Annotated in this window: 15 protein-coding genes and 1 pseudogene; 5 read left to right on the top strand and 11 right to left on the bottom strand. The window is 67.8% G+C overall.

Annotated features, from left to right (window positions below; genetic code table 11):
* Positions 1–2: 2 nt before the first annotated feature.
* Positions 3–425 carry a TIGR01244 family sulfur transferase gene (locus ASC65_RS05000; RefSeq protein WP_082525867.1) on the bottom strand — a complete coding sequence of 141 codons (423 nt, stop codon included), beginning with the start codon at positions 423–425 and terminating at the stop codon, positions 3–5.
* A 210-nt stretch (positions 426–635) separates the two neighbouring features.
* Here ASC65_RS05000 and ASC65_RS04995 point away from each other — a divergent pair, with 210 nt between their 5' ends.
* Positions 636–3,860: a TonB-dependent receptor gene (locus ASC65_RS04995; RefSeq protein WP_056450069.1), complete on the top strand. Its 3,225-nt coding sequence runs from the start codon at positions 636–638 to the stop codon at positions 3,858–3,860.
* Positions 3,861–4,007: 147 nt separating this feature from the next.
* On the top strand, positions 4,008–4,595 hold the full coding sequence (locus ASC65_RS04990) for a hypothetical protein (protein ID WP_056450067.1): 588 nt from the start codon (positions 4,008–4,010) through the stop codon (positions 4,593–4,595).
* A 6-nt stretch (positions 4,596–4,601) separates the two neighbouring features.
* Here ASC65_RS04990 and metH read toward each other — a convergent pair whose 3' ends face one another.
* The 4 genes from metH to ASC65_RS04970 form a co-directional block, all read right to left on the bottom strand.
* Positions 4,602–7,268 (bottom strand): methionine synthase, encoded by a 2,667-nt coding sequence (metH, locus tag ASC65_RS04985; protein ID WP_056450066.1) that lies wholly within the window; start codon positions 7,266–7,268, stop codon positions 4,602–4,604.
* Entirely contained in the window at positions 7,268–8,335 is a 1,068-nt protein-coding gene (locus tag ASC65_RS04980; RefSeq protein ID WP_056450064.1) for a homocysteine S-methyltransferase family protein, read from the bottom strand. The genes metH and ASC65_RS04980 overlap by 1 nt, the downstream gene beginning before the upstream one ends.
* Positions 8,336–8,444: 109 nt before the next feature.
* A complete protein-coding gene (gene metF / locus ASC65_RS04975; RefSeq protein ID WP_056450062.1) occupies positions 8,445–9,404 on the bottom strand; it encodes a methylenetetrahydrofolate reductase [NAD(P)H] in 960 nt (319 codons plus the stop codon).
* Positions 9,401–10,363 carry an ArsR/SmtB family transcription factor gene (locus tag ASC65_RS04970; protein WP_056450060.1) on the bottom strand — a complete coding sequence of 321 codons (963 nt, stop codon included), beginning with the start codon at positions 10,361–10,363 and terminating at the stop codon, positions 9,401–9,403. The genes metF and ASC65_RS04970 overlap by 4 nt, the downstream gene beginning before the upstream one ends.
* Positions 10,364–10,471: 108 nt before the next feature.
* On the opposite strand from ASC65_RS04970, the gene ASC65_RS04965 reads away from it, so the two are divergent.
* Positions 10,472–10,990 carry an EF-hand domain-containing protein gene (locus tag ASC65_RS04965; RefSeq protein ID WP_156459553.1) on the top strand — a complete coding sequence of 173 codons (519 nt, stop codon included), beginning with the start codon at positions 10,472–10,474 and terminating at the stop codon, positions 10,988–10,990.
* Between the two features lie 4 nt (positions 10,991–10,994).
* On the opposite strand, the gene ASC65_RS17100 is transcribed toward ASC65_RS04965, so the two are convergent.
* The 4 genes and pseudogenes from ASC65_RS17100 to ettA all read right to left on the bottom strand — a co-directional run bounded on the left by ASC65_RS17100 (position 10,995) and on the right by ettA (position 21,530).
* Positions 10,995–11,924 (bottom strand): 2-hydroxyacid dehydrogenase, encoded by a 930-nt coding sequence (locus ASC65_RS17100; protein ID WP_156459572.1) that lies wholly within the window; start codon positions 11,922–11,924, stop codon positions 10,995–10,997.
* A gap of 41 nt (positions 11,925–11,965) precedes the next feature.
* Entirely contained in the window at positions 11,966–12,991 is a 1,026-nt protein-coding gene (locus ASC65_RS17805; protein ID WP_442854119.1) for a calcium-binding protein, read from the bottom strand.
* A gap of 280 nt (positions 12,992–13,271) precedes the next feature.
* Positions 13,272–19,484 (bottom strand): annotated as a pseudogene (locus tag ASC65_RS17695) (hypothetical protein); the annotation flags it as partial.
* Positions 19,485–19,862: 378 nt separating this feature from the next.
* The gene (ettA, locus tag ASC65_RS04955; RefSeq protein ID WP_056450057.1) at positions 19,863–21,530 is read right to left on the bottom strand and encodes an energy-dependent translational throttle protein EttA; all 1,668 of its coding nucleotides are present in this window, start codon (positions 21,528–21,530) and stop codon (positions 19,863–19,865) included.
* Positions 21,531–21,695: 165 nt separating this feature from the next.
* Between ettA and ASC65_RS04950 the strand changes: the two genes are divergently transcribed.
* A complete protein-coding gene (locus ASC65_RS04950; RefSeq protein ID WP_056450055.1) occupies positions 21,696–22,310 on the top strand; it encodes a hypothetical protein in 615 nt (204 codons plus the stop codon).
* Positions 22,311–22,343: 33 nt separating this feature from the next.
* Here the strand turns inward: ASC65_RS04950 and ASC65_RS04945 are convergent, their stop codons facing one another.
* On the bottom strand, positions 22,344–23,093 hold the full coding sequence (locus ASC65_RS04945; protein WP_056450053.1) for an SDR family NAD(P)-dependent oxidoreductase: 750 nt from the start codon (positions 23,091–23,093) through the stop codon (positions 22,344–22,346).
* A 111-nt stretch (positions 23,094–23,204) separates the two neighbouring features.
* Here ASC65_RS04945 and ASC65_RS04940 point away from each other — a divergent pair, with 111 nt between their 5' ends.
* A complete protein-coding gene (locus tag ASC65_RS04940; RefSeq protein WP_056450051.1) occupies positions 23,205–23,810 on the top strand; it encodes a TetR/AcrR family transcriptional regulator in 606 nt (201 codons plus the stop codon).
* A 56-nt stretch (positions 23,811–23,866) separates the two neighbouring features.
* Here the strand turns inward: ASC65_RS04940 and ASC65_RS04935 are convergent, their stop codons facing one another.
* The gene (locus ASC65_RS04935) at positions 23,867–24,703 is read right to left on the bottom strand and encodes an acid phosphatase (protein ID WP_056450049.1); all 837 of its coding nucleotides are present in this window, start codon (positions 24,701–24,703) and stop codon (positions 23,867–23,869) included.
* Between the last annotated feature and the right edge of the window lie 103 nt (positions 24,704–24,806).

Genomic DNA, 24,806 nt, shown 5'->3' with positions numbered 1-24,806 from the left:
GCCTACAGCGGAAGCCGGCTGAGATCGTAGCCCGCCTCGGCGGCGGCAGCCCGCAGAACATCCGGATCTGCGCCCCTGATTCGCTCGGCCATGGCCCAGGCGGCGGCGGATCGCATTCCAGAGCGACAGAACAACAGCGCCTTGTCGTTCGGGCCCAGCGAATCGATGGCCTGGCGAGTCGCCGTCACCGCCTCGGCGTCCGGCAGGCCACGCACCGGCGCATTCACCACCTTCAGGCCCGAAAGCTCGGCCGCGGCGGCGATCTGGTCGGCGGAAGGCTGTCCCGGCTCCTCCTCGTCAGGCCGGTGATTCACCAAATGGGAGAAGCCCGCGGCCGCAAGTTCGCGCATGGCTTCGGGACGGATCTGTCCTGCAACCCAGATTTGGTCTGAAATTCGCCGAACAGGCGTATTGTGACTTGTCATTTCATTCTCGGAATCAATGAGTTGCGAACAGTGTGTGGCGGGATTGCGACAGACCGGCCACGATTGGATTACACGCCCGTAATTGTGCTGCGTTTGCGCAAGGCCAAGTCTAAGGTCGCCGCCAATCTGCGTGCATTGGGGCTCGCAGAGTTTGGTTGCTGGTGATGATCGCCTGTCCAGGGCGGCGCATCGGCCTCAGGAGGACCACCTTTGAAGACCCAAACCATCAAGCAGCGCCTGCTGCAATCGACGATGATCGGCGGGACGGCGCTTATGGCGCTGGTTGCAGCTCCGGCTGTGACCATGATGACCCCGACCGTCGCCGTCGCCCAAGATTTCGTTCAGGGGGCCGTCTCGGGCACCGTGACGAACCAGGCGAACGCACCGGTCGCCGGCGCCTCCGTGTCGCTGCGCTCCGTGAACCAGGGCTTCACCCGCTCGTTCACCACCGACGCCTCGGGCTCGTTCCGCGCCGTCGCTCTGCCCCCGGGCTCCTATGAGGTCGTGGTCAACTCTTCGGGCTACAACTCGCTGACCGACACCGTGTCGGTGAACGCGGGCGGCACCACCTCGATCACCCTGGTGGTCGGCGCTGCCGACGATAACGCCACCGAGATCGACGAAATCGTCGTCGTCGGCGTCCGTCAGGCCGTTTCGGAATTCGACGCCACGACCACCGGTCTGGTCGTCAACGTGGAAGAGCTGTCGCGCAACGTTCCGATCGCGCGTGACGCCACCTCGCTGGCCCTGCTGGCCCCGGGCGTGACCCAGTCGGACTCGGCCTTCGGCAACCTGCCCAGCATCTCGGGCGCCTCGGCCGGTGAAAACACCTACTACGTCAACGGCCTGAACATCACGGACTTCGTCAGCTTCCTCGGCGGCTCGACGGTTCCGTTCGAATTCTACCAGACCTTCGAAACCAAGACCGGCGGCTACTCGGCCGAGTTCGGTCGCGCGACCGGCGGCGTCCTGAACGCCACCACCAAGTCGGGCGGCAACGAATGGGAATTCGGCATCACCGGTTACTGGGAGCCGGAAGACCTGCGCGAAACCGCGCCGAACACCTATCTGGCCCTGAATGAGTTCGACGAGCGCACCTCGTGGGACGTCATCCTGGAAGCCGGCGGCCCGGTCATCCAGGACCGTCTGTTCGTCTACGGCCTGTACAACGCCCGTGAACGTGAAGCCTTCGACCGTGGCACCAACGGCCTGGGCTTCCGCGTTAGCACGGACGATCCGTTCTACGGCGCCAAGGTCGACTTCCTGCTGAACGACGATCACCGCATCGAAGCGACGTACTGGAGCGACGAAACCTCGCAAGAGACCCAGCAGACCACCTATTTCGCGGGTGACGCTGGTTCGCGCAACGACGGCACCTTCATCTCGGAGTTCGGCGGCACCAACTGGATCGCCCGCTACACCGGCGTGTGGACCGACTGGCTGACCACCTCGATCGCCTACGGCGAAAACGAGAACAACACGCGTCAGTTCTCGGACGAAGACACGAACGCGATGATCACGGACATCACCGGGTTCGACTACAACGGTGACGGCATCCAGGACGTCGCTACGGGCCTGATCGCTCAGCGCGGCAACTGGCTGGTCGGTTCGCCGAACGTCAATGAAGACAAGCGCAAGATGTTCCGCGCCGACGTCGACCTCTACGCGTCGCTGTGGGGCGAGCACCACTTCCGCTTCGGCCTCGACTACGAAAAGCTTGAGTCGTACCAGTCGCTGCAGCGTTCGGGTGAAGGCTACAGCTACTGCCGTCCGGGCGGCCCGATCAACGCCGCCGCCGGCATCAACTGCTCGGACGATGTGACCGGTGGTCTGGACTATCGCTATCAGACCGCGTTCACGGCCGCGAACGCTCCGGTGGGTCGTCCCGACCTGGTCGGTTCGCCGCGTCGCGTTCGCATCACCGTGTACGACAACTCGGGTTACTGGGAAGCCGAACAGACCGCCTTCTACCTGCAGGACAGCTGGGAGGTCACCGACCGCCTGACCCTGAACCTGGGCGTTCGTAACGAAGCCTTCGAGAACTCGAACATCGCCGGCGACGTCTTCGTCGACATCAAGGACCAGTGGGCTCCGCGTCTCGGCGCCACCTACGACGTCTTCGGTGACGGCAACGCCAAGCTGTTCGCCTTCTACGGCCGTTACTTCCTGCCGGTCGCGGTGAACACCAACCAGCGTCTGGCTGGCGCCGAGTTCTTCATCCGCGACACCTACAACCTGTGGATCGACCCGTCGAACATCGCGATCGACGCCAACCAGGACGGTATCCGCGACGCCAACGACGAGCCGATTTATCGCCCGTCGGACCTGGTTTCGCAGTCCACCCTGGCCACCGGCGACGTGAAGCCGATCGCCACCCAGGTTGACGCGCAGCTCGACCCGATGTTCGTCGACGAGTTCATCCTCGGCTACGAGCAGCGCTTCGACGACTGGACCTTCAGCATCAAGGGCACCTACCGTGACCTGGGTCGCGCCATCGACGACGTCGCCATCGACGCCGCCGTTCTGGAATACTGCGAAGCCGCCGGCGGCGGTCTGTCGGCCGCCATCTGCTACAACGTGTGGTACGGCTTCCACCAGTACGTCCTGACCAACCCGGGCGAAGACATGACGGTGACCCTGTCGGGCGCCGACCTGTCGGCTGCTACGGGCGGTGTCGTGACGCAAGATCGCGTCGTCGAACTGTCGAAGGAAGACCTGGGCTATCCGGAGCCGAGCCGCACCTACAAGGCGGTCGAACTGACGGCCGAGAAGGCGTTCGACGGTCTCTGGGGCGCTCGCTTCAGCTACGTCTGGGCTGACTCGGAAGGCAACTACGAAGGCGCGCTGAAGTCCGACAACGGTCAGACCGATCCGGGTCTGTCGCAGGACTTCGACCAGCCGGGCCTGACCGACGGTGCGTTCGGCAAGCTGCCGGGTCACCGCGAGCACACCTTCAAGGTGTTCGGCTCGTGGCAGGCCACGCAGGAACTGCTGATCGGCGCCAACCTGGTCGTTCAGTCGCCGCGTCAGTTCGGCTGCCAAGGCGAGCACGCCACCGACGACTTCGCGTACCAGTACGCGAACTCCTCGTGGTTCTGCGATCTGGACGGCAACGGCACGCTTGAGCCCTCGCCGCGCGGTTCGCAGTTCGAGTCGGATTGGCTGAAGAACGTCGACCTGACGTTCTCCTACGATCTGGGCGCGCTGATGAACGTCCCGGGTGACTCGCTCACCCTGCGTGCGGACGTGTTCAACGTCTTCAACTGGCAGTCGCAGCTGGACTTCAACGAGTTCGGCACCCTGGGCGACATCGTCGCCGGCGGCTTCATCGGGGTTGACCCGAACCTGCCTTCGACGCTGAACCCGAACTACGGCAAGGTGACCCAGTATCAGGCCCCGCGTGCGGTGCGTCTGAGCGTCTCCTACCGCTTCTAATCGCGGTCTGACGTAGTCAGAATGGGCGGCGGATCTTCGGATCCGCCGCCTTTTTCTTTGCGCCGCGCCTGCCTTGGAAAAACCATTCGCAGGCCCAAGCGTTGCTGATCCGACACCGCCCCGAGCGGGCCGCCTTCCGGAGCCTTCATGTTCGCCAGCCTTGCCTTCGCCGCCGCCCTCGCGTCGCAACCGCTTCTCACCATCCAGGACGGGCCGATCTCGACGGCGCCCCGGGCCGAACAGCCGGCCGCCCAGGAGGGACCGATCGCCACGGCCGCTCCGGTCGAAATCGAGACGCCCGAGGCCCTGCGCATCCGTGAGGCCGTGGCCTATGCCAACCCGCTGCCGCGCGGCGCGCCGGAGGGTGACTATCCGCTGGTGGCTTGGTGCGAGGCCCTGGTCCTCGGCCACGTGCGCGTCGGCGAGTCCCTCAACACCACCGATGAGCTGGATCTGGACATCATGCGCCTGGGCCGGCTTGAGGCGGCCGATTTCCACGACGCCCTGCGCATTTCGGCCAGCCGCCAGACCCCGGCCACCCGCGCCGCCGCCGACCGCGCCGCCGCGGACTCGCGTGGCAAGTGGGATCAGGTCCTGACCCGCAGCCAGGCCGACCGGAACCAGATCTTCGGCCTGTTCTACGGCCTGCCGGGCCGCTGCGAGCACGCCGCCCGCCGCCTGCGCGACAACATCACCACCCCGCCGGCCACGCCGGCTGAAGTCGGCCTGGAGTAGGCTCGGTCAGGCGGCGTCGCTGCGCGGCGTCGCCGCCGGATCGTAGTTGAGGATCGGCGACAGCCAGCGCTCGGCGGTCGCGGTGTCCCAGCCCTTACGGCGCGCGTAGTCCTCGACCTGGTCGCGATCGATCTTGCCGACGCCGAAATAGTGGCTCTCCGGATGCCCGAAATACAGGCCCGAGACCGACGCCGGCGGGTTCATGGCGAAGCTTTCGGTCAGCTGCATTCCCGCGTTCGCTTCGGCCTGCAACAGCTTGAACAACGTCGCCTTTTCGGTGTGATCCGGTTGGGCCGGATAGCCAGGGGCTGGGCGGATGCCCTGATAGGCCTCGGCGATCAGGTCCTCGACCGAGGTCTGTTCGTCCGCCGCGTGACCCCACAGCTCTGTGCGCACCTTCTTGTGCAGCGCCTCGGCGAAGGCCTCCGCGAGCCGGTCCGCCAGCGCCGTCGAGAGGATGGCTGAATAGTCGTCGCCGGCCGCCTTGAAGGCCGCCGCCCGCTCCAGTTCGCCGTGGCCCGCCGTGACCGCGAAGCCGCCCAGCCAGTCGTCGCCGTCCTCGGCCACGAAGTCGGACAGGCACAGGTTCGGCTTGCCGTTGGTCTTGGCGATCTGCTGGCGCAGGCCGTGGAAGCGGGCCAGCTCGACCGTGCGGGTCTCGTCGGCCCAGACCAGAATGTCGTCGCCCCGCGCATTGGCGGGCCACAGCCCGACCACGCCGCGGGCGGTGAACCATTTCTCGTCGACGATGCGCTTCAACATCGCCTGCGCATCCTTGAACAGGTCCTTCGCCGCCTCGCCGACGATTTCGTCTTCGAGGATCAGCGGATAGCGGCCGATCAGCTCCCAGCTGGCGAAGAAGGGCGTCCAGTCGATGTACTCGGCCAGATCGCCCAGGTCCCAGGCGTCGAACGCCCGTACGCCCAGGAACGACGGCCGCGGGGGCAGGGGCGTCGCCGCATCGGGCTTGAAGCGGTTGGCCCGGGCGGCGGGCAGGGGCGCGCGCGCCTTGGTCTCCTGGCCACGCGCGAACTGTTCGCGGATGCGGACGTATTCGTCACGCGTCGCCTGCTCGTTCCTGGCCTTCTCGGTCGGCGACAGCAGGCCGGCGACCACGCCCACGGCGCGGCTGGCGTCGATGACATAGGTGGTCGAGCCGCTGCGATAGCCGGGCTCGATCTTGACCGCCGTATGAGTCCGGCTGGTGGTCGCTCCACCGATCAGCAGGGGAATGTTGAAGCCGCGCCGCTCCATCTCGCGGGCCACGAAGGTCATCTCGTCCAGCGACGGGGTGATCAGGCCGGACAGGCCGACGATGTCCGCGCCATGCTCTTCGGCGGCGTCGAGGATGCGGTCGGCCGGAACCATGACTCCCAGGTCGACGACCTCGTAGTTGTTGCACTGGAGAACGACGCCGACGATGTTCTTGCCGATGTCGTGCACGTCGCCCTTGACCGTGGCCATGACGATCTTGCCCGCCTGCTTACGGGGCTGGCCAGCCTTCTCGGCCTCCATGAAGGGCTCCAGCCAGGCCACCGCCTGCTTCATCACCCGCGCCGACTTGACCACCTGCGGCAGGAACATCTTCCCGGCCCCGAACAGGTCGCCGACGACGTTCATGCCGTCCATCAGCGGGCCTTCGATGACGTGCAGCGGCCGCTCGGAGGCGAGGCGCGCCTCTTCGGCGTCCGCCTCGATCCAGTCGGTGATGCCGTGCACCAGGGCGTGCTCGATCCGCTTGCCGACGGGAGCCTCGCGCCACTTCAGATCGACGACCTTGGCCGCGCCCTTTTCGCCCTTGTAAGTCGGCGCCAGCTCGACCAGCCGTTCGGTGTTGGAGACATTGGTCCGCTGCGGCCGGTTCAGGATCACGTCCTCGACCGCCTCGCGCAGCACCGGGTCGATGTCGTCATAGACGGGCAGGTCGCCGGCGTTGACGATGCCCATGTCCATCCCCGCCTGGATGGCGTGGTACAGGAAAACCGAGTGGATCGCCCGGCGCACCGGCTCGTTGCCGCGGAAGCTGAACGAGACGTTCGACACCCCGCCCGAGACGCGCGCGTAGGGCAGGGCGGTCTTAATTGCCCGCGTCGCCTCGATGAAGTCGACGGCGTAGTTGTCGTGCTCCTCGATCCCCGTCGCCACGGCGAAGATGTTGGGGTCGAAGATGATGTCCTCGGGCGGGAAGCCGATGTCGTCGACCAGCAGGCGATAGGCGCGGGTGCAGATCTCGATCTTGCGCGCGGCGGTGTCCGCCTGGCCCTGCTCGTCGAAGGCCATCACCACCACGGCGGCCCCGTAGCGCAGGCATTTGACAGCGTGCTCGCGGAACTCGGCCTCGCCGGCCTTCAGCGAGATCGAATTGACGATCGGCTTGCCCTGGACGCACTTCAGGCCCGCCTCGATCACCTCCCATTTGGAGCTGTCGATCATCACCGGCACGCGGGCGATGTCCGGCTCGGCCGCGATCAGGTTGAGGAAGGTGCGCATGGCGACGACGCCGTCCAGCAGGCCCTCGTCCATGTTGATATCGATGACCGCGGCGCCCGCCTCGACCTGCTGGCGCGCGATCGCCAGCGCGGCCGGATAGTCGCCCTCGACGATCAGCTTCCGGAATTTGGCCGAGCCGGTGACATTGGTCCGCTCGCCGACGTTGATGAAGACGGGGCGCATCAGGCTACGAGTTCAAACGGTTCCAGCCCCGACAGCCGCATGGCCGTGGGCCGCTCCGGGATCGCCCGCGGCGTCACGCCCGCGACCTCCTCGGCCACGTGACGGATGTGCTCCGGGGTCGTGCCGCAGCAGCCGCCGACGATGTTGACCAGACCGGACTTCGCCCACTCCTCGATGAAGTGCGCCGTCTCGTGCGGCTGCTCGTCGTACTGGCCCATGGCGTTGGGCAGGCCGGCGTTGGGATAGGCGGCGACCAAGGTGTCGGCGACGCGGGCCAGCTCGGCGATGAAGGGCCGCATCAACTCGCCGCCCAAGGCGCAGTTGAAACCGACCGCGAACGGCTTGGCGTGGCGCACGCTGTGCCAGAAGGCCTCGGCGGTCTGGCCCGACAGTGTCCGGCCCGAACGGTCGACGATGGTGCCCGAGATCCAGATCGGCAGCGGCTCCAGCCCCTCGTCGGCGAGGTCCAGGATGGCCTTGATCGCGGCCTTGCAGTTCAGCGTGTCTGTGATGGTCTCGATCAGATAGAGGTCGACGCCGCCCTCGTTGAGGGCCCGCACCTGCTGGCGATAGGCCTCATAGACCTGGTCGAAGGTGACCAGGCGCGCGCCGGGATCGTTCACGTCCGACGACATCGACAGCATCTTGTTCAGCGGCCCGATGGCCCCGGCCACGAAGCGCGGCTTGTGCGGCTCCTTCGCCGTCCATTCGTCGGCGACGGCGCGGGCGATGCGCGCGCCCTCCAGGTTCAGGTCGTACACGTCCTGCGGAGACAGGGCGTAGTCCTCCTGGGCGATGGTCGTGGCCGAGAAGGTGTTGGTCTCGCTGATGTCGGCGCCGGCGGCGAAATACTGGTCGTGCAGGTCGGCGATGACGTCCGGCCGGGTCAGGCACAGGATGTCGTTGTTGCCCTTCATCTGCACCGGATGGTCGGCGAAGCGGGCGCCGCGGAACTCGGCCTCCGACAGCTCGCGGCGCTGGATCATCACGCCCCAGCTGCCGTCCAGAACGAGGATGCGCTCATTGGCGGCGGTCTTGAGCGCGGCGATGCGATCCGCGCGGCTCATCGGCGCGATCCATAGGCGCTGAGCGGCCGGATCAGGGCGGGCGGCAGCAGGCGGCCGAGCCGCTCGGTCGTCCAGCGACACCCCTTGCAGCCCAGGGAAAACAACTCGGTCACGCGTCGGCTCTCTGTTCGCGCACGCCCAGCACCCGGCAGATGGCGTAGACCAGGTCGGCGCGGTTCAATGTGTAGAAGTGGAAGTCGGCGAACCCCTCTTCCTGCAGGCGGGCGCAGGTCTCGGCGGCGACCGAGGCGGCGATCAGCTTGCGGGTCTCCGGGTCGCCGTCCAGCCCGTCGAAATGGGCCGCCAGCCAGTCGGGCACGCTGGCCCCACAGCCTGCGGACATGCGTTGCAGGCCGGCGAAATTGGTCACCGGCATGACGCCCGGGACCAGCGGCACGTTGATCCCCGCCGCACGCACCCGGTCGCGGAAGCGCAGGAAGGCGTCGATGTCGAAGAAGAACTGGCTGATCGCCCGCGTCGCCCCGGCGTCGACCTTGGCCTTCAGCACGTCGATATCGTGGGCCAGAGACGGGCTCTCGGGATGGCCCTCGGGATAGCAGCCGACGCTGATCTCGAAGCCACCCCGGCGCGCCACGGCGGCGGTCAGTTCGGTGGCGTTGGCGTAGCCGTCGGCGCGCGGCGCATAGGCTCCGCCGATGCCGCCCGCGTGGCCGCCCGGCGGATCGCCGCGCAGGGCCACGATGTGGCGCACGCCCGCCGCACGATAGCCGTCGATGACGTCGTCGACCTCCTCGCGGCTGGCCTCGACGCAGGTCAGGTGCGCCGCGGGCGTCAGTTCGGTCTCGCCCAGGATGCGCTGCACCGTGCGGTGCGTCCGCTCGCGGGTCGAGCCGCCGGCGCCATAGGTCACCGAGACGAAGTCGGGCTGCAGCGGGGCCAGGCGGGTCACCGCCTTCCACAGGTTGGCCTCGGCCTCGTCGGACTTTGGCGGGAAGAACTCGAAGGACACGCGCGGCCGCGAGCTGTCCTTGCCGGCGCGGGCCACGGGACCCAGCGGCGACAGCAGCAGGGCGCGGGCCTCGGCGAGGCTGAGGGCCGGGGCGGTCATGCCGCGCTCGCTTTCGCAACGGCGGGGCGTTCGGCAGTCCAGATCGACACCGTCAGGCCCTCGGTGTCCGGCGGCAGGGCAATGGGGGCGCTGGAGACCAGGCCGGCCTCCGACAGCCAGCGGCGCATCTCCTCGTCAGCGAAGCCGAGACGGCGGTGCTGATGCTCCTCGCGCAGGTGCTCGAGCGTGTGGGGGGCGAAGTCGACGATCAGCAGCCGCCCGCCCGGCATGACGAGCCGCGCCGCCTCGGCCACGGCCGCGGCCGGGTCGGCGAGGTAGTGCAGGACCTGGTGGACCAGCACCAGGTCGGCGCTCTGTGGCGGCAGGCGGGTCGAGAAGATGTCGCCGTGGCGCAGCTCGACCTTGTCCAGCCCGGCCTTGGTGACGTTGGCGCGGGCGATGTTGAGCATGTTCTGGCTGAGGTCGAGGCCCAGCGACATGGTCGCCTTCTTGCCCAGCAGGGTCAGCATCCGCCCAGACCCGGTGCCCAGGTCGACGACGCGTTCGAACGGGCCTTCGCCCGCCGCCGCCAGGATCGCCGCTTCGACGGCGGTCTCGCAGACATAGAGCGAGCGGATGCGGTCCCACTGCGGGGCGATACGCTCGAAATAGGCGCCCGCCGCCGCCTCGCGGTCGCGTCGCACCTCCTCCAGCCGCCGGTCGTCGGCCTCGTTGGCCGAGGCGTCGAGCAGGTCCAGCACGGTGTCGATCAGGCGGCGCGCCAGCGGGTCGGACGACAGGCGGTAGAAGACTCGCGCCCCGTCCGGGAATCGCTCGATCAGGCTGGCGTCGGTCATTAGCTTGAGGTGGCGCGACACCCGCGGCTGGCTCTGGTCGAGGATGCGCGACAGCTCCATCACCGACAGCTCCTCGCCCGAGAGCAAGGACAGCACCCGGAGGCGGGTCGGCTCGCCCGTGGCGCGCAGGGCTTCGACGGTCTGGTCGGCGGTCAGGGACATGAGTGTCATATAAAGATATCCTTATATGATTATGCAAGCAAAAACCTCTGGCCAGACGGGCCTTCCGCGCACAATCTGACCGCCTGTCCACCGGTCGGGATCCCCTTGATGATGCGCCGTTCCGCCTTCGCTCTCGTTCTCTCTTCCGTCCTGCTCGCCGCCGCCGCTGCGGCGGCCCAAACGCCGCCTCCGGGCGGAACGCCGGGCCAGGGGGGCGGCCAAGGGGGCGGCCAAGGGGGCGGCCAGGGCGGTGGCATGGCGCCGCCGCGCGAGAGAGCCGGTGTCGGCCCATGGTCGGAGCGTCTGTTCGTTCGGCTCGACGCCAACCAGGATGGCTTCGTGAGCGGCTCCGAACTCGGCGTTTTGACCCAAGGTCCGGCCGGGGCCGCAGGCGGGCCCCGCCTGCGCACCGCCTTCGCCCAGTCTGACGCCAATGGCGACTCGCGCATCAGCCGCGAGGAGCTGGCCGCCGGCGCCGATCGTCTGTTCACCCGCATGGACAAGAATGGCGACGGCCGTCTCGCGGGCGACGAACTGCCCCAGCCGCCGGCCCAGGCCCGACCCGCCGGCGTGCCGATGCCCTCCCAGCCGGATCCCATGCCGACCCCCGACAGCGGCGGCGGCTGATCGACTAGTCCGCGACCGGCGTCTTCAGGGGCTCGCCGGCGAAACTGGCGGCGAGGTTCTGGATCAGCAGCATCAGCATGCCTTGAACCGCCTCGGTCGTGGCCCCGCCGGTGTGCGGAGTCAGCACGGTGTTGGGCACGTCGGCCCAGCGCGCGGCAGGCGTCGGTTCTTCCTCATAGACGTCCAGCGCCGCCTGGCCGAGCCGGCCGTCCTTCAGCGCCGCGATCAGGGCGGTTTCGTCGACCAGCTGGCCGCGCGCCACATTGACCAGCAGGCCGTGCGGCCCCAGCGCCTCGATGACGTCCTTCGAGATCAGGCCGCGATTGCTCTCGTCGGCGCGGCAGGCGACCATCAGGATGTCGCTCTCCTTCGCCAGGTCGAGGACCGAGGCCGAACGCGCCCAGGGCGCTTCCTTCTCGCGGGGACCCCACCAGCGCACCTTCAGCCGCAGGGCCTCGGCGCGTCGCGCCACCGCCTCGCCGATGGCGCCTAGGCCGACGATGCCGACGGTCTGGTCCTTCAGAGACGGGGTGATCATTCGCGATTCCGCGGTCCAGCCGCCGGCGCGCAGGCCGCGATCACCGGCCGCGATCTGCCGCCGCGCCGCCAGGATCAGGCCTATGGCCTGGTCTGCGACGTCCTCATGATTGACCCCCGGGGCATGGGTGACGGGGAGGCCGCGCGCCTTGCACCATTCCACGTCGATGCCGTCATAGCCCGAGGTGAAGCAGGCGATCAGCTGCAGGTTCGGCAGGGCTTCGATCAGATGCTTGTCGAGCGGGAACTCGCCCGCGACCACCAGGGCGCGGATGTCCGCCTGCGCCTCGACCGGCGGCCCCTCCCAGAACCGGTAGACGGTATAAGCGCCCTCGAGGAAGGGCGTCAGGGGCGCCAGATGGCGCTGCATGATGAGCAGGGCAGGGCGATCGGTCATGGCGTGATTACACCAGTCCCGATCGCCCCCGCCAAGCGTCGTTAGAACAGCCAGTCGTCGTTCGACACGCCGGCGTCGAAGCCGCCGTGGTCGAAGCCGGACAGTCCGCCGTCGTGGTGCGCCATCCGGGCTTCCAGCCCAAGGAACAGCCGGTCGGCGAGGCCCGACGCCACGTCGAAGCCGTCGAAGGCGTCGGCGGCGGTGAGGCTCGGCAGGACCTGCGCCTGATCCGAGGCCAGCGCCGGCAGGACGAAGGAATCCGCATCGGCCGCCATGAGCGGGCTGACCTCGGCGCCGCCCTTGGCCGACGGTTCGCCGATCGAGGCCGCCACGGGCGGATAGCTCAGCGTGCGGACCTGGTTGTTCGACCAGCGGATCACCTCGATCGAGGTGACGAAGGTCGAGCCGTCGCGGCCGGCGACCTTGTCGGTGATGCGCCAGCCCGAGCCGTCCGCGACGACGGTGTAGTCCGCCGCCAGCCCGCGCATTTGGATCTCGTCCTTGCCCAGCCCGCCGTTGATGGTGTCGTTGCCGCCGCGACCGCGCAGGATGTCGTTGCCCGCGCCGCCGGTGATGGTGTTGTCGAGGACGTTCCCCGTCCCGACGAAGGTCCCGGTCCCGCCGACGTACAGCAGGTTCTCGATATTGGCGCCCATCGTATAGGAGCCGATGCGGGCCTCGACGGTGTCGATGCCTTCGCCGGCGAGCTCGACGCAGGTGTCGAAGGCGTCCAGCACGTAATAGTCGTTGCCGGTCCCGCCCTGCAGCTGGTTGTTGCCGCCGCCCGAGCCGCCCCACAGGATGTCGTCGCCGCCGAAGCCCAGCAGGGTGTCGGTGCCGATGCCGCCGTGCAGGGCGTTGTTCCCGGCGTTGCCGATCAGCAGGTCGTTGTAGACCGAGCCGGTCAGGTTCTCGACGTTGGTGAAGGTGTCGGTGGCGCCGTCGCCGTCGTTGGTCGCGCGCATCAGGTCGAGGCGCGCGGTGACGCCCGCCGCAGCCAGGGTGTAGTCGACCGTGTCGGTCCCGGCGCCGCCGTTGAGCACGTCCACGCCGCCGCGGCCGCGCAGGTTGTCGTCGCCGTTGCCGCCGGTGATGGTGTTGGCCTGGGCGTTGCCGGTGGCGGCGAAGTTCCCGGTCCCGCCGAAGACGAGGTTCTCGACCGCCGGTGATGGTGTTGGCCTGGGCGTTGCCGGTGGCGGCGAAGTTCCCGGTCCCGCCGAAGACGAGGTTCTCGACGTTCAGGGCCAGGACATAGGCGTTGATCCGGGCCTCGATGGTGTCGGTCCCTTCGCCGGCGACCTCGACGACGGAATCGTTGGCTTCGAGGACGTAGCGATCGTCGCCGAGCCCGCCCTGCAGTTGGTTCACGACGCCCGAGCCGCCCCAGATCACGTCGTTCCCCGCCAGGCCCAGCAGCACGTCCGAACCCAGGCCGCCGCGCAGCACGTTGACGTTGGCGTCGCCAATCAGGGTGTCATTGAAGGCCGAGCCGGTCAGGTTCTCGATCGAGACGAAGGTGTCCGTTCCGCCTTCGCCGTCGTTGGTCGACGAGTTCGAGTTGAGCTGGGCGCGCATGCCCGCCGCGGCGGCGGAGTAGTCCGCTGTGTCGATCCCCGCGCCGCCGTTCAGCGCATCCACGCCCGCGCCGCCGGCGAGGATGTCGTCGCCGCCGGCGGCCAGCAACTGGTCGTCGCCGCGCCCCCCGGTCAGCAGGTTGGACGCGGCGTCGCCCGTGAGGCGGTCGTCGAAGGCGGAGCCTACGAGGTTTTCGATGCCGGAGAGAGTGTCGGAGGCGTCGTCGCCGTCGTCCACCGCGACACCCGCTCCGAGATCGGCGATCACGCCAGACGCGGCGCCGCCATAGTCCGCGGTGTCCACGCCCTGACCGCCGGCCAGTTCGTCCGAGCCCTGGCTTCCGATCAGCCGGTCGTCTCCGCCCATTCCGATCAGGCGATCGTTCAAGTCACCGCCCGCGAAGATCTCGGCCGAGTTCGTACCCAGGGTCAGGGACTGACCCTCGAGAACCGCCGCATCGAAGCCGGTGAAACGGAGCATCTCGAACCCTGTCAGGTGATCGGAGCCTGCGGGTCCCGTCACCAGGGTGACGCCTGCGACCGTGACGGCCGTGTAGCGCCCGCCAGCGGTTGCAAAGAGCGCGATGTCGTGGCCGTCGCCGCCGTCAAGGATGTCGTCGCCCAGGCCGCCGCTAACGACATCGTCGCCTGCGCCGCCCGAGAGGGTGTCGTTTCCGAAACCGCCGGCCAGGGTGTCGTTTCCGTCGCCCCCCTGGATCGGCAGGGGTTCGCCCGCGAAATCGTAGACCCCGTCGGAGAACTGAATCCGTTCGACACCATAAAGGCGATCCGTTCCACCGACCCCGACCACCGTCGTGTATTCGGCGTTGACGGTGACAGTGAAGGCGCTCCTCGGGCCGGAATAGACGGCGGTGTCCGTCCCTACGCCGCCGTCGAGTCGATTGTTGCCGACGCCTCCCACCAGGATGTCGTCGCCGGCTTCCCCGTAGAGCAAGTCGCTGGAGGCCATGCCCTCCAGCCTATCGTCGCCGTCCATGCCCCAAAGGGTGTCGATCCCACTGGCTCCGACGATGCGGTTGTCGAGCACATTGCCGCGGCCCGTGCGTCCCTCGGTCGTATCGAACTGTTGTCCGGCTACCGCCCCGCTGGTGAAGTTGACACTGAAGAACAGGTTCTCGACGTTGGCTTCGATCGTGTGTTCAAAGTCGTTGTAATAGCTGTGGAAAATGATTGAATCGACACCTTCTCCCGCAGCCTCGTGAACGATCGATCCGGCTTCGTAGAAGTCGTTTCCGGTTCCACCAAACATGTGACCGGTCTGGGCAATGCCCATCAGGAAATCATCCCCTGCGCCGCCGAAGGCATGGTCGCCGCGTCCGTGAATGACGCCGTTGTTGTCGTAGTGCTGGCCGAAATCGAGGTAATCGTCGCCGTCGCCGCCGTTCAGTGTGTCCGTCCCACCACCGCCCTCTAGACGATCGTTCCCGGCGTCGCCGTACAGGGTGTCATCGCCGTCGTTCCCATAGAGGCGATCCGCGCCGCCGGCGCCGCGCAGGACATCGTCACCCTCCTGGCCCCACATCTGGTTGACCGCGTCATTGCCGAAGAAGACGTCGTCCCTGTAACTGCCGCCCGCATCGAACGGCATCGGCGCACCCGCCGGGGGAGCCCCCCGGAAATTGTCGGTCGACAACTCCCAGACGTTGACGCCCCGCAGGTAGGCGACCGTCTGGAAATAGGTTCCGTTCCAGACCTGGACCTGCGACCCGTCCCAGCTTTGGCCAATCTTCAGAATGTTCGAAGCGAAGAGGTCTTGGTCGGGCGAGACGCCCGGCAGCAGGGTGGCGAGGAAGGGCGCCACGTCAATGACGTCGCCCCCGGGACCGGCCTGAAAGTCGTTGATGAAGGTGGCCTGGTGGAAGTTTCGGGCGCGTTCCGGAGCGAAGAATTTGAACGTGTCCCGCCCGTCGCCACCGAGGACCTGCATGCCTTCGCCGACGGTGCGGCAATGGATGATGTCGTCGCCGGCGCCGCCGTCGATCGACAGGTTCCAGGCCCCGACGCCTGAGAGGGTGTCGGCGCCATCTCCGCCCAGGATGCGCACTATGTCGAGCTCAATCCCGCCGACGTAGAACTCGATGCGATCGTCGCCCGCTCCGCCGTCGAGCAGGACATCGATGGGATCGCGACTGGGAATTGCGCGGATTCCGACCGAAGCCGCAGGAAGGGAGTTGATGACGTCGTTTCCGTCATCACCGAACAACTGGTGGTCGCCCACTCCGGCCGTCAGCCGGTCGTCGCCGGCGGCGCCATGGATGATGTCGTCCCCGTACAGGCCGTTGAGAATGTCGGCGCCGCCTCCGCCGTTCATCGTGTCATGGTAGTGGGTGCCATTGCGGGAATCGCCTGCCGCGGTCCCGACCCAGTCCAGGCGCGCGTGCAGGGCTGAAATCCGGGTGTCGGAAAATTGCAGCCACTCCGCCTCGATGATCCGCGCTGTCCCGTCAGGGCCCGTCACGGTGACGCCGTCGCGATCGTTGTTGGTCCAGGTCACCGTGTAGGCGGATCGCGGCCCCGAGAAGACGACCGTGTCTTCGCCGGCGCCGGCATGGATCAGATCGGTCCCGCCCCGGCCTTCGATGAGGTCGTCGCCGCCGCCGCCGGTGATGGTGTTGGCACCGGAGTCCCCGCGCAGAATGTCGGCCATGGCCGAACCGGCGAGGCCTTCGATGGACGCCAGCGTGTCCCAGCCGTCTCCGCCGGTGTCCTGTCGGTCGGAAAGAGTCAGGTCGACCTGAACGCCGGCCCGGGCGGTCGAATAGTCGGCGACGTCGACGCCTTCGCCGCCGGACAGGATGTCGTCGCCCGTCCCCCCCATAAGGAGATCCCCGCCGGCGCCGCCTTCGAGCCGGTCGGTCCCGTCGCCGCCGCCGAGGACGTCGTCGCCGTCCCCGCCGTCGACCAGGTCGTCGCCCGCTCCGCCGGCCAGGATGTCGGCTTCGCCCAGTCCCGATAGGGTGTCGTCGCCCCCGCCAGCCGTGAGGAAGTTTCGTAGTTCCGTTCCGGTGAAGACGGCGCCGGCAGCCGGGGGCGGGCTTTCGGGCGGCGGGCCAAACCGGATCGCGCTTTGCCAGCCGGCGTCGACCCTGACGAAGCCGCCGCCCCGGCTGATGCCTCCGTAGTCCCCGGCGCCCACCGACCAGCCGGCGCCGATCAGATAGATGAGGTCGCCTTCGGCCGGATTGAAATCGACAAGGGTGTCGTTGAACACCGACCCATCGACCGTCGCGTCGAAGACGAAGATGTCGGCGCCGGCGCCCCCGATAAGGATGTCAGCCCCAGCGCCGCCGATGAGCCGGTCGGATCCGTCGCCGCCGCGCAGTATCTCCCCGGCGGAAGTGCCGGTCAGGACATCGTCGCCCGACCCGCCGTCGAGGGCCGCGCGGGGCGTGCTGGGATCGCCAGGCGCCGGCCGCGGCGTGGGCCGGGCGGGCGGGGCGGGGGCCGTCGGCATTGCGGGCTGAACGGCTGTTGCGCTGAAGGTGAAGCGATTGGGATATGCGCTGAGGACCGCGACTGTCTGGTTGCGGAAGGTTAGGCTGTCCGTGTCGGACAGGTGCATCACCACATCGGCGCCGACCTGTTCGAGGCTTCGCCATCCTGCGTAGCCTCCGATGAAGACGACATCGCCTTCCAGGATGTTGAAATCCGTGATGGCGTCCCGTCCATCCCCGGCATGAAACCGGAACGTATCGGTATTGGCGCCGCCGGTCAGGACGTCGTCGCCCCCGCCGCCCCACAGCTGATCGAGGCCGATGCCGCCCGACAGGGTGTCTGCCTCCACGCCCCCGTAGAGGACGTCTGATCCGGCCCCGCCGGAAACGCCGCCGAGTTGCCTGCCGCCGCGACCATCGAAGATGTCGTCCCCGGCGAGCAGCTCCACCAGACCTGTGATCAGCCCGCGATTGTAGACGGCGTCCTCGACCTCCCGCGTCGAGACCCGACCTCGCAACTCGCCCGTGTTCCAGACGATCTGAGCGGCCCAGCGTTCGGTGGAGGGGTTGTTGGAGTTGGAACCATATCGGAGGGCGTAATCCGCCTCGACAATGCCCGCGTTCAGCACGATGCCGTCCATCGACCCGTAGCTGATGCCCATGCTGTCGAGGGCCGCCGTATCATCCGTCACGCGGATATGGCCGCTGTTGTACAGGTAGGCTGCGTGGATGGAGAATATTCCGGCGCCGCCGCCGGCGGCATTGTGCACGGTGATCTGGCCGCTGTTCCAGACGGTTGTGCCGTCGAGGCCGTAGCCTACGCCGGCGGTTTGGATGTCGATCGGTCCGGTGCTCGCAATCGCACCGGCCACGATGCCGTACGTCTCGCTTCCGCCGGAGACCTGGATCAGACCATCGTTCCAAACGGGCTCCAGGACGCCGTCGATACCGACCGTGATATCCCAGCTCTCGTTCACAACGGCCACGATTCCTGTGGCGAGGTTGTGGACCAGGCTGCTGCCATCATAGCCCGGCAGTCCGTTAAAGATGCCGCTGACGCGCCCCTCCGTGCCCGCAGAGGCGTGGAGGCGGACTTCTCCATAGTTCCAGATCGACGTTGGAGTCGGATAATGCGCGTTGGCGGCCGTCAGCACGCCGATAGCGCCATAGCTCCACCCGCCTGTCTCCATCACGAACGGGTCGTTCAGGATCAGCTTCTCGCCGACCGCGATGATGACGTTCTCATCCGTCGCCAAGGTGGAGTCGCGCGCCGGCGCCGGCTCGGACGGGAGCGGCGTCGACGAGAATTGAAGGCGATCCGCAATGGAGGCCGCCTGAACGCCCTTCAGCAGGATTATGTCTGTTGACGACAGGGTGATGCGGGTGTCCGCCCCCACCTGGGTGATCGAGACGGCGCCGTCGTAGCCGTAGATTTTCAGGCTGTCGTCGGCGTCGAAATCCGTAACGACGTCCGAGCCGTCGCCGGCGGTGAAGATGAAGGTGTCGGCGCCGAGGCCACCGGCGAGGGTGTCGTTGCCCGTGCCGCCGATCAGGATGTCGTTTCCCTTGCCGCCGATCAGGCGGTCATTGCCGGCGATGCCCTCGAGGATGTTGTCGGCCGCGGAGCCGGTGATGGTGTCGCTCCAGGCGCTGCCGAGGACATCTTCGAAATTGGAGACGACGTCCGATCCTTGGCCCTGCACGGTACCCACCGACAGGTCGATCGTCACCGCCCGCAGGGCGTCGAGATAGGACAGGGTGTCCCAGCCGTCGCCGCCATCGAGGTTGTCATTGCCTCGGCCACCGTCGATGAAGTCGTCGCCGCCGCCGCCGTGAATGCGGTCGGCGTGCTCGCCCCCGAACAGATAATCGGTTCCGGTGCCGCCGATTAGAATGTCGGCCCCGTCGCCGCCGTACACCGCATCCAGTTGGACGCCGCCGGCACCGTCGAACACGTCGATGCCGTGGGACAGGAAGACCGGTCCAGTGATCAGTCCGTAGTTGAGCACGACATCGTCGCCGAACGCCGTATAGATCGCTCCGCGCAACTCACCCGAGGCTGCGTTGGTGATGACGTCGGCGTTCGCTTGGGAGGTGGCGAGCAGCCCGCCTCCATAGGCGTAGTAGGCGTAGTCCCCCTCGATCACGCCGGCGTTGAACAGGTCCGCCCGGCCTTGGTTGCTGCTGCCGCTGCTGGTGTAGAAATAAGCGAAGTAACCGATACTAATGCCGTTCGTCGCCTGTGCGGAAATCGTACCGTAGTTCTCGTGCCGGCCCGAACCGTGCACCTGCACGCCGACGCCCTGCAGGCCGCCGGCGGCTTCGATTACGCCGTAGTTGTAAAAGTCCCCTTCGCGCACCGACGCTCCGGTCGCGAACTCGACGGCGGTGGATCCAATGTAGCCGTGGTTGACCAGCAGATCGTCGATGACGTCGACTGCGATGGCGTCCTGGATGCCCGAGGCCGTTATGCGCCCGTTGTTGATCGCCGCCCCGGCCTGGATCCCGCGAATGACGGCTGGCGGGGACATCGCCACGCCGGTATCCGAAACATGGAAGGTTCCGGTCGCTTCATTGATGAAGGTGTTGGTCCGCATGCCGTAGGCGACCGGCCAGCGCGGAACATAGAAGAGCGTCTCGCCGGCGTTTCGGAAGACGCCCCCAACGACATAGTTTCCGACCGAATCGGGATTGTCAGTCCCGTAAGTGACCAGACGGCCGCCGACGCCCACACGCAAACCACCTGATACGCTCGGCATGCCAAATCCCCCCACGCTACGCGACTATGAGGCGTGCTAGCAGGCGGAAGCTTTGCCGGAAAGGCCGTCAGCTTCTGGACCCTGACAACAGGGCTCGGAGCGTGGTGAGAAAGAAGGCGGGCCCGGATTCTGGACCCGCCCCACTGACCCCTACCGCCCGAACTTCTGGAATTTAATCCGGTGCGGGATCAGGCTGTCGGCGCCCAGGCGGCGCTTTTTGTCTTCTTCGTAGGCCTCGAAGTTGCCTTCGAACCATTCGACGTGGCTGTCGCCCTCGAAGGCGAGGATGTGGGTGGCCAGGCGGTCGAGGAACCAGCGGTCGTGGGAGATGACCACGGCGCAGCCGGCGAACTCCTCCAGGGCCTCCTCGAGGTTCTGCAGGGTCTCGATGTCCAGGTCGTTGGTCGGTTCGTCGAGCAGGATCAGGTTGCCGCCCGAGGCCAGGGTTTTGGCGAGGTGCACGCGGTTGCGCTCACCGCCGGACAGCTGGCCGACCTTCTTCTGCTGGTCGCCGCCCTTGAAGTTGAAGCTGCCGACATAGGCGCGGCTGTTGATCTCGCGCTTGCCGACCATCATCACGTCGGTGCCGCCGGAGATCTCCTGCCAGATGGTCTTGTTCGGATCGAGCGCGTCGCGGCTCTGGTCGACATATGCCAGCTTGACCGTCTCGCCGACCTTGATGGTGCCGCCGTCCGGCGTCTCCTGGCCGGTGATCAGCTTGAACATGGTCGACTTGCCGGCGCCGTTCGGGCCGATGACGCCGACGATGCCGTTGGGCGGCAGCTTGAAGGTCAGGTTGTTGAACAGCAGCTTGTCGCCGTACGACTTCTCCAGGCCCTCGACCTCAAGCACGACGTTGCCCAGGCGCGGGCCGGGCGGGATCTGGATGACGGCGAAGGACTGGGCGCTGCGCGAGTTTTCCTGCTCGGCGACCATCTTCTCATAGGCGGCCAGACGGGCCTTGGACTTGGCCTGCCGGGCCTTGGCGCCCGAGCGGACCCATTCCAGTTCGCGGGTGAGGGCGCGCTGACGGGCTTCGGATTCCGACTGCTCCTGCACGACGCGCTTGGTCTTGGCTTCCAGCCACGAGGAGTAGTTGCCCTCGTGCGGGTGGCCCTTGCCGCGGTCCAGCTCCAGCGTCCACTTGGTCACCAGGTCCAGGAAGTAGCGGTCGTGGGTCACCAGGATGACGCAGCCCGGGAAATTCTCCAGGTGGTGCTGCAGCCAGGCGACCGACTCGGCGTCCAGGTGGTTGGTCGGTTCGTCGAGCAGCAGCATGTCGGGCTTGCTGAGCAGCAGGCGGGCCAGGGCCACGCGGCGCTTCTCACCGCCGGACAGGTTGGTGATCTCCCAGTCGTCCGGCGGGCAGCGCAGGGCGTCCATGGCCATTTCGATGCGGCTGTCGATGTCCCACACGTCGCCGGCGTCGATCTTCTCCTGGAGGGCGGTCATCTCCTCCATCAGCTCGTCGGTGTAGTTCTCGCCCAGTTCGGCGGCGACGGCGTTGAAGCGATTGACCCACTGCTTCTCTTCGCACCAGGCCTCGACGTTCTCACGGACGTTCAGGGCCGGATCCAGTTGCGGCTCCTGCTCCAGGTAGCCGCGCTTGACGCCGTCGGCGGCCTTGGCCTCGCCGGAGAATTCCTTGTCCAGGCCGGCCATGATCTTCAGCAGGGTGGATTTACCCGAGCCGTTGACGCCGACGACGCCGATCTTGGCGTCGCTGTAGAAGCTCAGCCAGATGTTCTCGAAGATCTTCTTGCCGCCGGGGAAGGCCTTGGTCAGGCCCTGCATCTGGAAAATGTATTGCTGCGCCATGAGGTGCGGTGCGCCCTGTCGTTCGGGTGTCGGGGGAGGTTGGCGCGGGATGTAGCGACCGGCGCGGCTTTCGGCAAATCCGTAGCGGCGGGGGAGGGCGGTTTGATGGCGGCGGGAACCGGCTGCACGCAGCCGGATTGCGGTTCCAAGCCGTCGGAGATTCCCATGCGCCGCTCCCTGCTGTTCGGCCTCGCCCTCGTGGCCGCCGCCGTATCCGCCGCGCCGGCGCTGGCCCAGTCGCCGCCGCCGGGCGTCTTCCGCGTCGAGCAAGTCGCTGAGCGTCAGGTCGGCAGCCTGCCCGACGGGCCGCTTTACTGGCGCGTCGAGTCCGCGCCGGCGCCGTTCTCGACCTCGACCATGGACGAGGACTACGCCCTGACCGGTGAGGCCGACGGCAAGGCCTGGCGCTTCACGCTGGGGCCGCAGGGCGCGCGGACGCCCGGCATGCGGCTGGAAGGGGAGGTGGGGCCTGTCGCCCTGCCGGAGGCGCCGTCGGGCTACGTCATCCGGGTCAACCGCGCCGGCGGCTCGCCCGGCTCGAAGACCGAGGTGCATTCGCATCCGGGCGCGGAGGCCTTCCTGGTCCGCAAGGGCCGGCTGTGCCAGCGGACCTCGCACGGCGAGACCGAGGCCGGGGCCGGCGAGACGATGAACGGCCACGAGCCCGGGCTGGTCATGCAACTGACCAGTTGCGGGGAGGCTGACCTCGACCAGTGGGTGATGTTCGTGCTGGATGCTTCAAAGCCGTTCTCGAGCCCGGCGAGCTTCGAGGCTGAGTAGCCGGAGGCGGATCGCCGCCTCCGGCCAGGGGCGTCAGGCGCCGACGCCGCCGTCGACGAGCAGGCTCGTACCGGTGATGTAGTTCGCGCCCGGTCCGGCCAGGAAGGCGACCGCCGCGGCGATGTCCGTCGGCTGGCCGAAGCGGCCGAGGGAGATGCCGCTCAGCAGGCCGGCGGCGTTGGGTCCATCGGCGGGGTTCATGTCGGTGTCGGTGGCACCCGGCTTGACCAGGTTCACGGTTATGCCTTTGGGGCCTAGCTCGCGCGACAGGCCCAGGGTGAAGGCCTCCAGGGCCGACTTGGTGGCGGAATAGACGGTCACGCCCGCGAAAGGCACGCGGTGGGCCAGGACGCTGCTGATCGAGATGATCCGGCCGCCTTCGCCCAAGTGGGGCAGGGCCGCCTGGGAGGTCAGCAGAACGCCGCGGATGTTGACGTTCAGGAGGGCGTCAATCTCCTCGGTCGACTGGTCGGCGAACAGCGTCCCGCCCGCGATGCCGGCGTTGTTGACGACGATGTCGAGGCCGCCGAGGCCCTTGACCGCGCCGTCCACGGCCTTGCGCGGCCCCTCGACCGATCCGGCGTCGGCCTGGACCACAACGGCGTTGCGGCCGGCGGCGCGGATGTCGGCCGCGACGGCTTCGGCGCGATCGGCCGACTTCTCATAGGTGATGGCCACGTCGGCGCCGTCGGCGGCGAGCTGGCGGGCGATGGCGGCGCCGATGCCGCGGCTGCCGCCGGTGACGAGGGCGCGTTTGCCGGCGAGCGGGAAGGTGGCGGTCATGCTGTGATTTCCATTCTGTAACGATTGCTACGGAACGCCAGATGGAAAGCTTGCCTCCGACCGTCAAGGGATTATGTATCGATCATTCGAAAATAAGGTCCGGAAGCCGCCATGGCGGGACGTCCCCGCAGTTTTGATCGCGATGAAGCCCTTTCCAGCGCCCTGCGGGTGTTCTGGACGAAGGGCTATGCTGACGCTTCCATGGCGGATCTGACCACGGCCATGGGGATCAATGCGCCCAGTCTGTATGCGGCCTTCGGGAGCAAGGAGGCGCTCTTTCGCGAGGCGGTGCGGCTCTACACCGACCGCGAGGGCACGGCGCTGTGGACGTCGATGACCGAGGCCCCGACGGCGCGCGTAGCCGTCGAGGGCCTCCTCATGGCGACGGCGGAGGCCAGCGGACGTTGCGATCGGCCGAAAGGTTGTCTGCTTGTGTTGTCCGGCGCCCATCCGGACGCCCTGCCGGAAGCCGCATGCGGCGAGGTGGCGAAGATCCGCGAGGACTCTCGCGCGGCGATGGAGGCCCGCCTGCGGCAGGCGCAGTCGTCGGGCGAGCTCGGCGCCGCGGCCGACCCGACGGCCATCGCGGCCTTCTACACGACGGTGCAGCAGGGGATGACCTTCCGGGCCCGCGAAGGCGCGACGCCGGACGAACTGACCGCCACCGCGCGCGCCGCCATGCTGGCCTGGGACGGGCTGGCGGCGAAATCGAGCTAGCCTGCGGCGGGAAGGGCTGCGGCCCTGACCCTCGCCGGGGAGCGGTTCGCCCGCCGCTAGCCCGCCAGTTGGGCCGCCTCGACAGCGCAGTCGCGGGTCGGCGTCGAGCCGGCGGTGCGAGCGGCGGCGATCTCGGCCCGGGCGGCGGCCAGGTCGGTCTGGAACTCGGGCGCGGCCTGCAGGCGAGCCACAGTGGCCGAGGCCATGACGCGGCCTTCCTCGGTGTCGCTTAGCCAGTGGACGTTGCAGACCACCCGGCTCTGCCCGAACGCCCGACCCCGGGCGAGGACCTGGTTCTGTCGGTCCGGCGCAGCCTCCGTTAGGATCAGGGCCCAACCCCAGCCGATGGCGCTGTGTCCGGATGGGTAGGAGCCGTCGTGACGCAGGAACTCGGCCTGCTCCGGGGTGCAGATCTCCGTTGAGGTGACCACGAACGGCCGGGTCCGTTGGTATTTGGTCTTGGTCGGGTAGGTCGACAGTCCGACGTCGGCCATGCTCCGGCGCAGCAGCGTGTAGGTATGCGGCGTGCCCGCCTCGCTGATCGCGACGCCCAGGGCGCACTCGAAGGTCTGCGCTGCGCCGGGCAGGTCGAGATTGGCGTCCTGGGTCGCCTGGGCCCACCGCGGGCTGCCGCGCAGGGCCTGACCGGCGCGGGCGGCCTCGTCGTCGCGCGCCTGGGCCGCCGAACCGGCTTCCGGCGGCGCTGGGAGGATGGCCAGGCTGTCGGGGGCGCCGCCTCGGGGCAGGTAGGCTGCGGCCATGATCGCCTGCAGTTCGGCCTGCTCCCTGGCGGAAAGCGACTGGGTCTGCGGGGCGGCGGGCTCCTGCGAGGCGGAGACGCCGGTCAGGATCGTCGCCGCTACGACGCCTTTCGCCAGCAACTTCAGGGACATGGTCGGGGCTCCACGGAATTTGCACTCCGTGGCACCTTCCGGCGCCGATCGGCGCGAGTTTATCGGGCGAAACCCCGAAACCGCCTGCGGCGAGCCCCCGCGA

Origin of the sequence: Brevundimonas sp. Root1279 (assembly GCF_001425945.1) — a bacterium.
GTDB lineage: Bacteria > Pseudomonadota > Alphaproteobacteria > Caulobacterales > Caulobacteraceae > Brevundimonas.
Note: the sequence above shows the minus strand (reverse complement) of the source record. Positions and strands in the feature narration are given on the sequence as shown.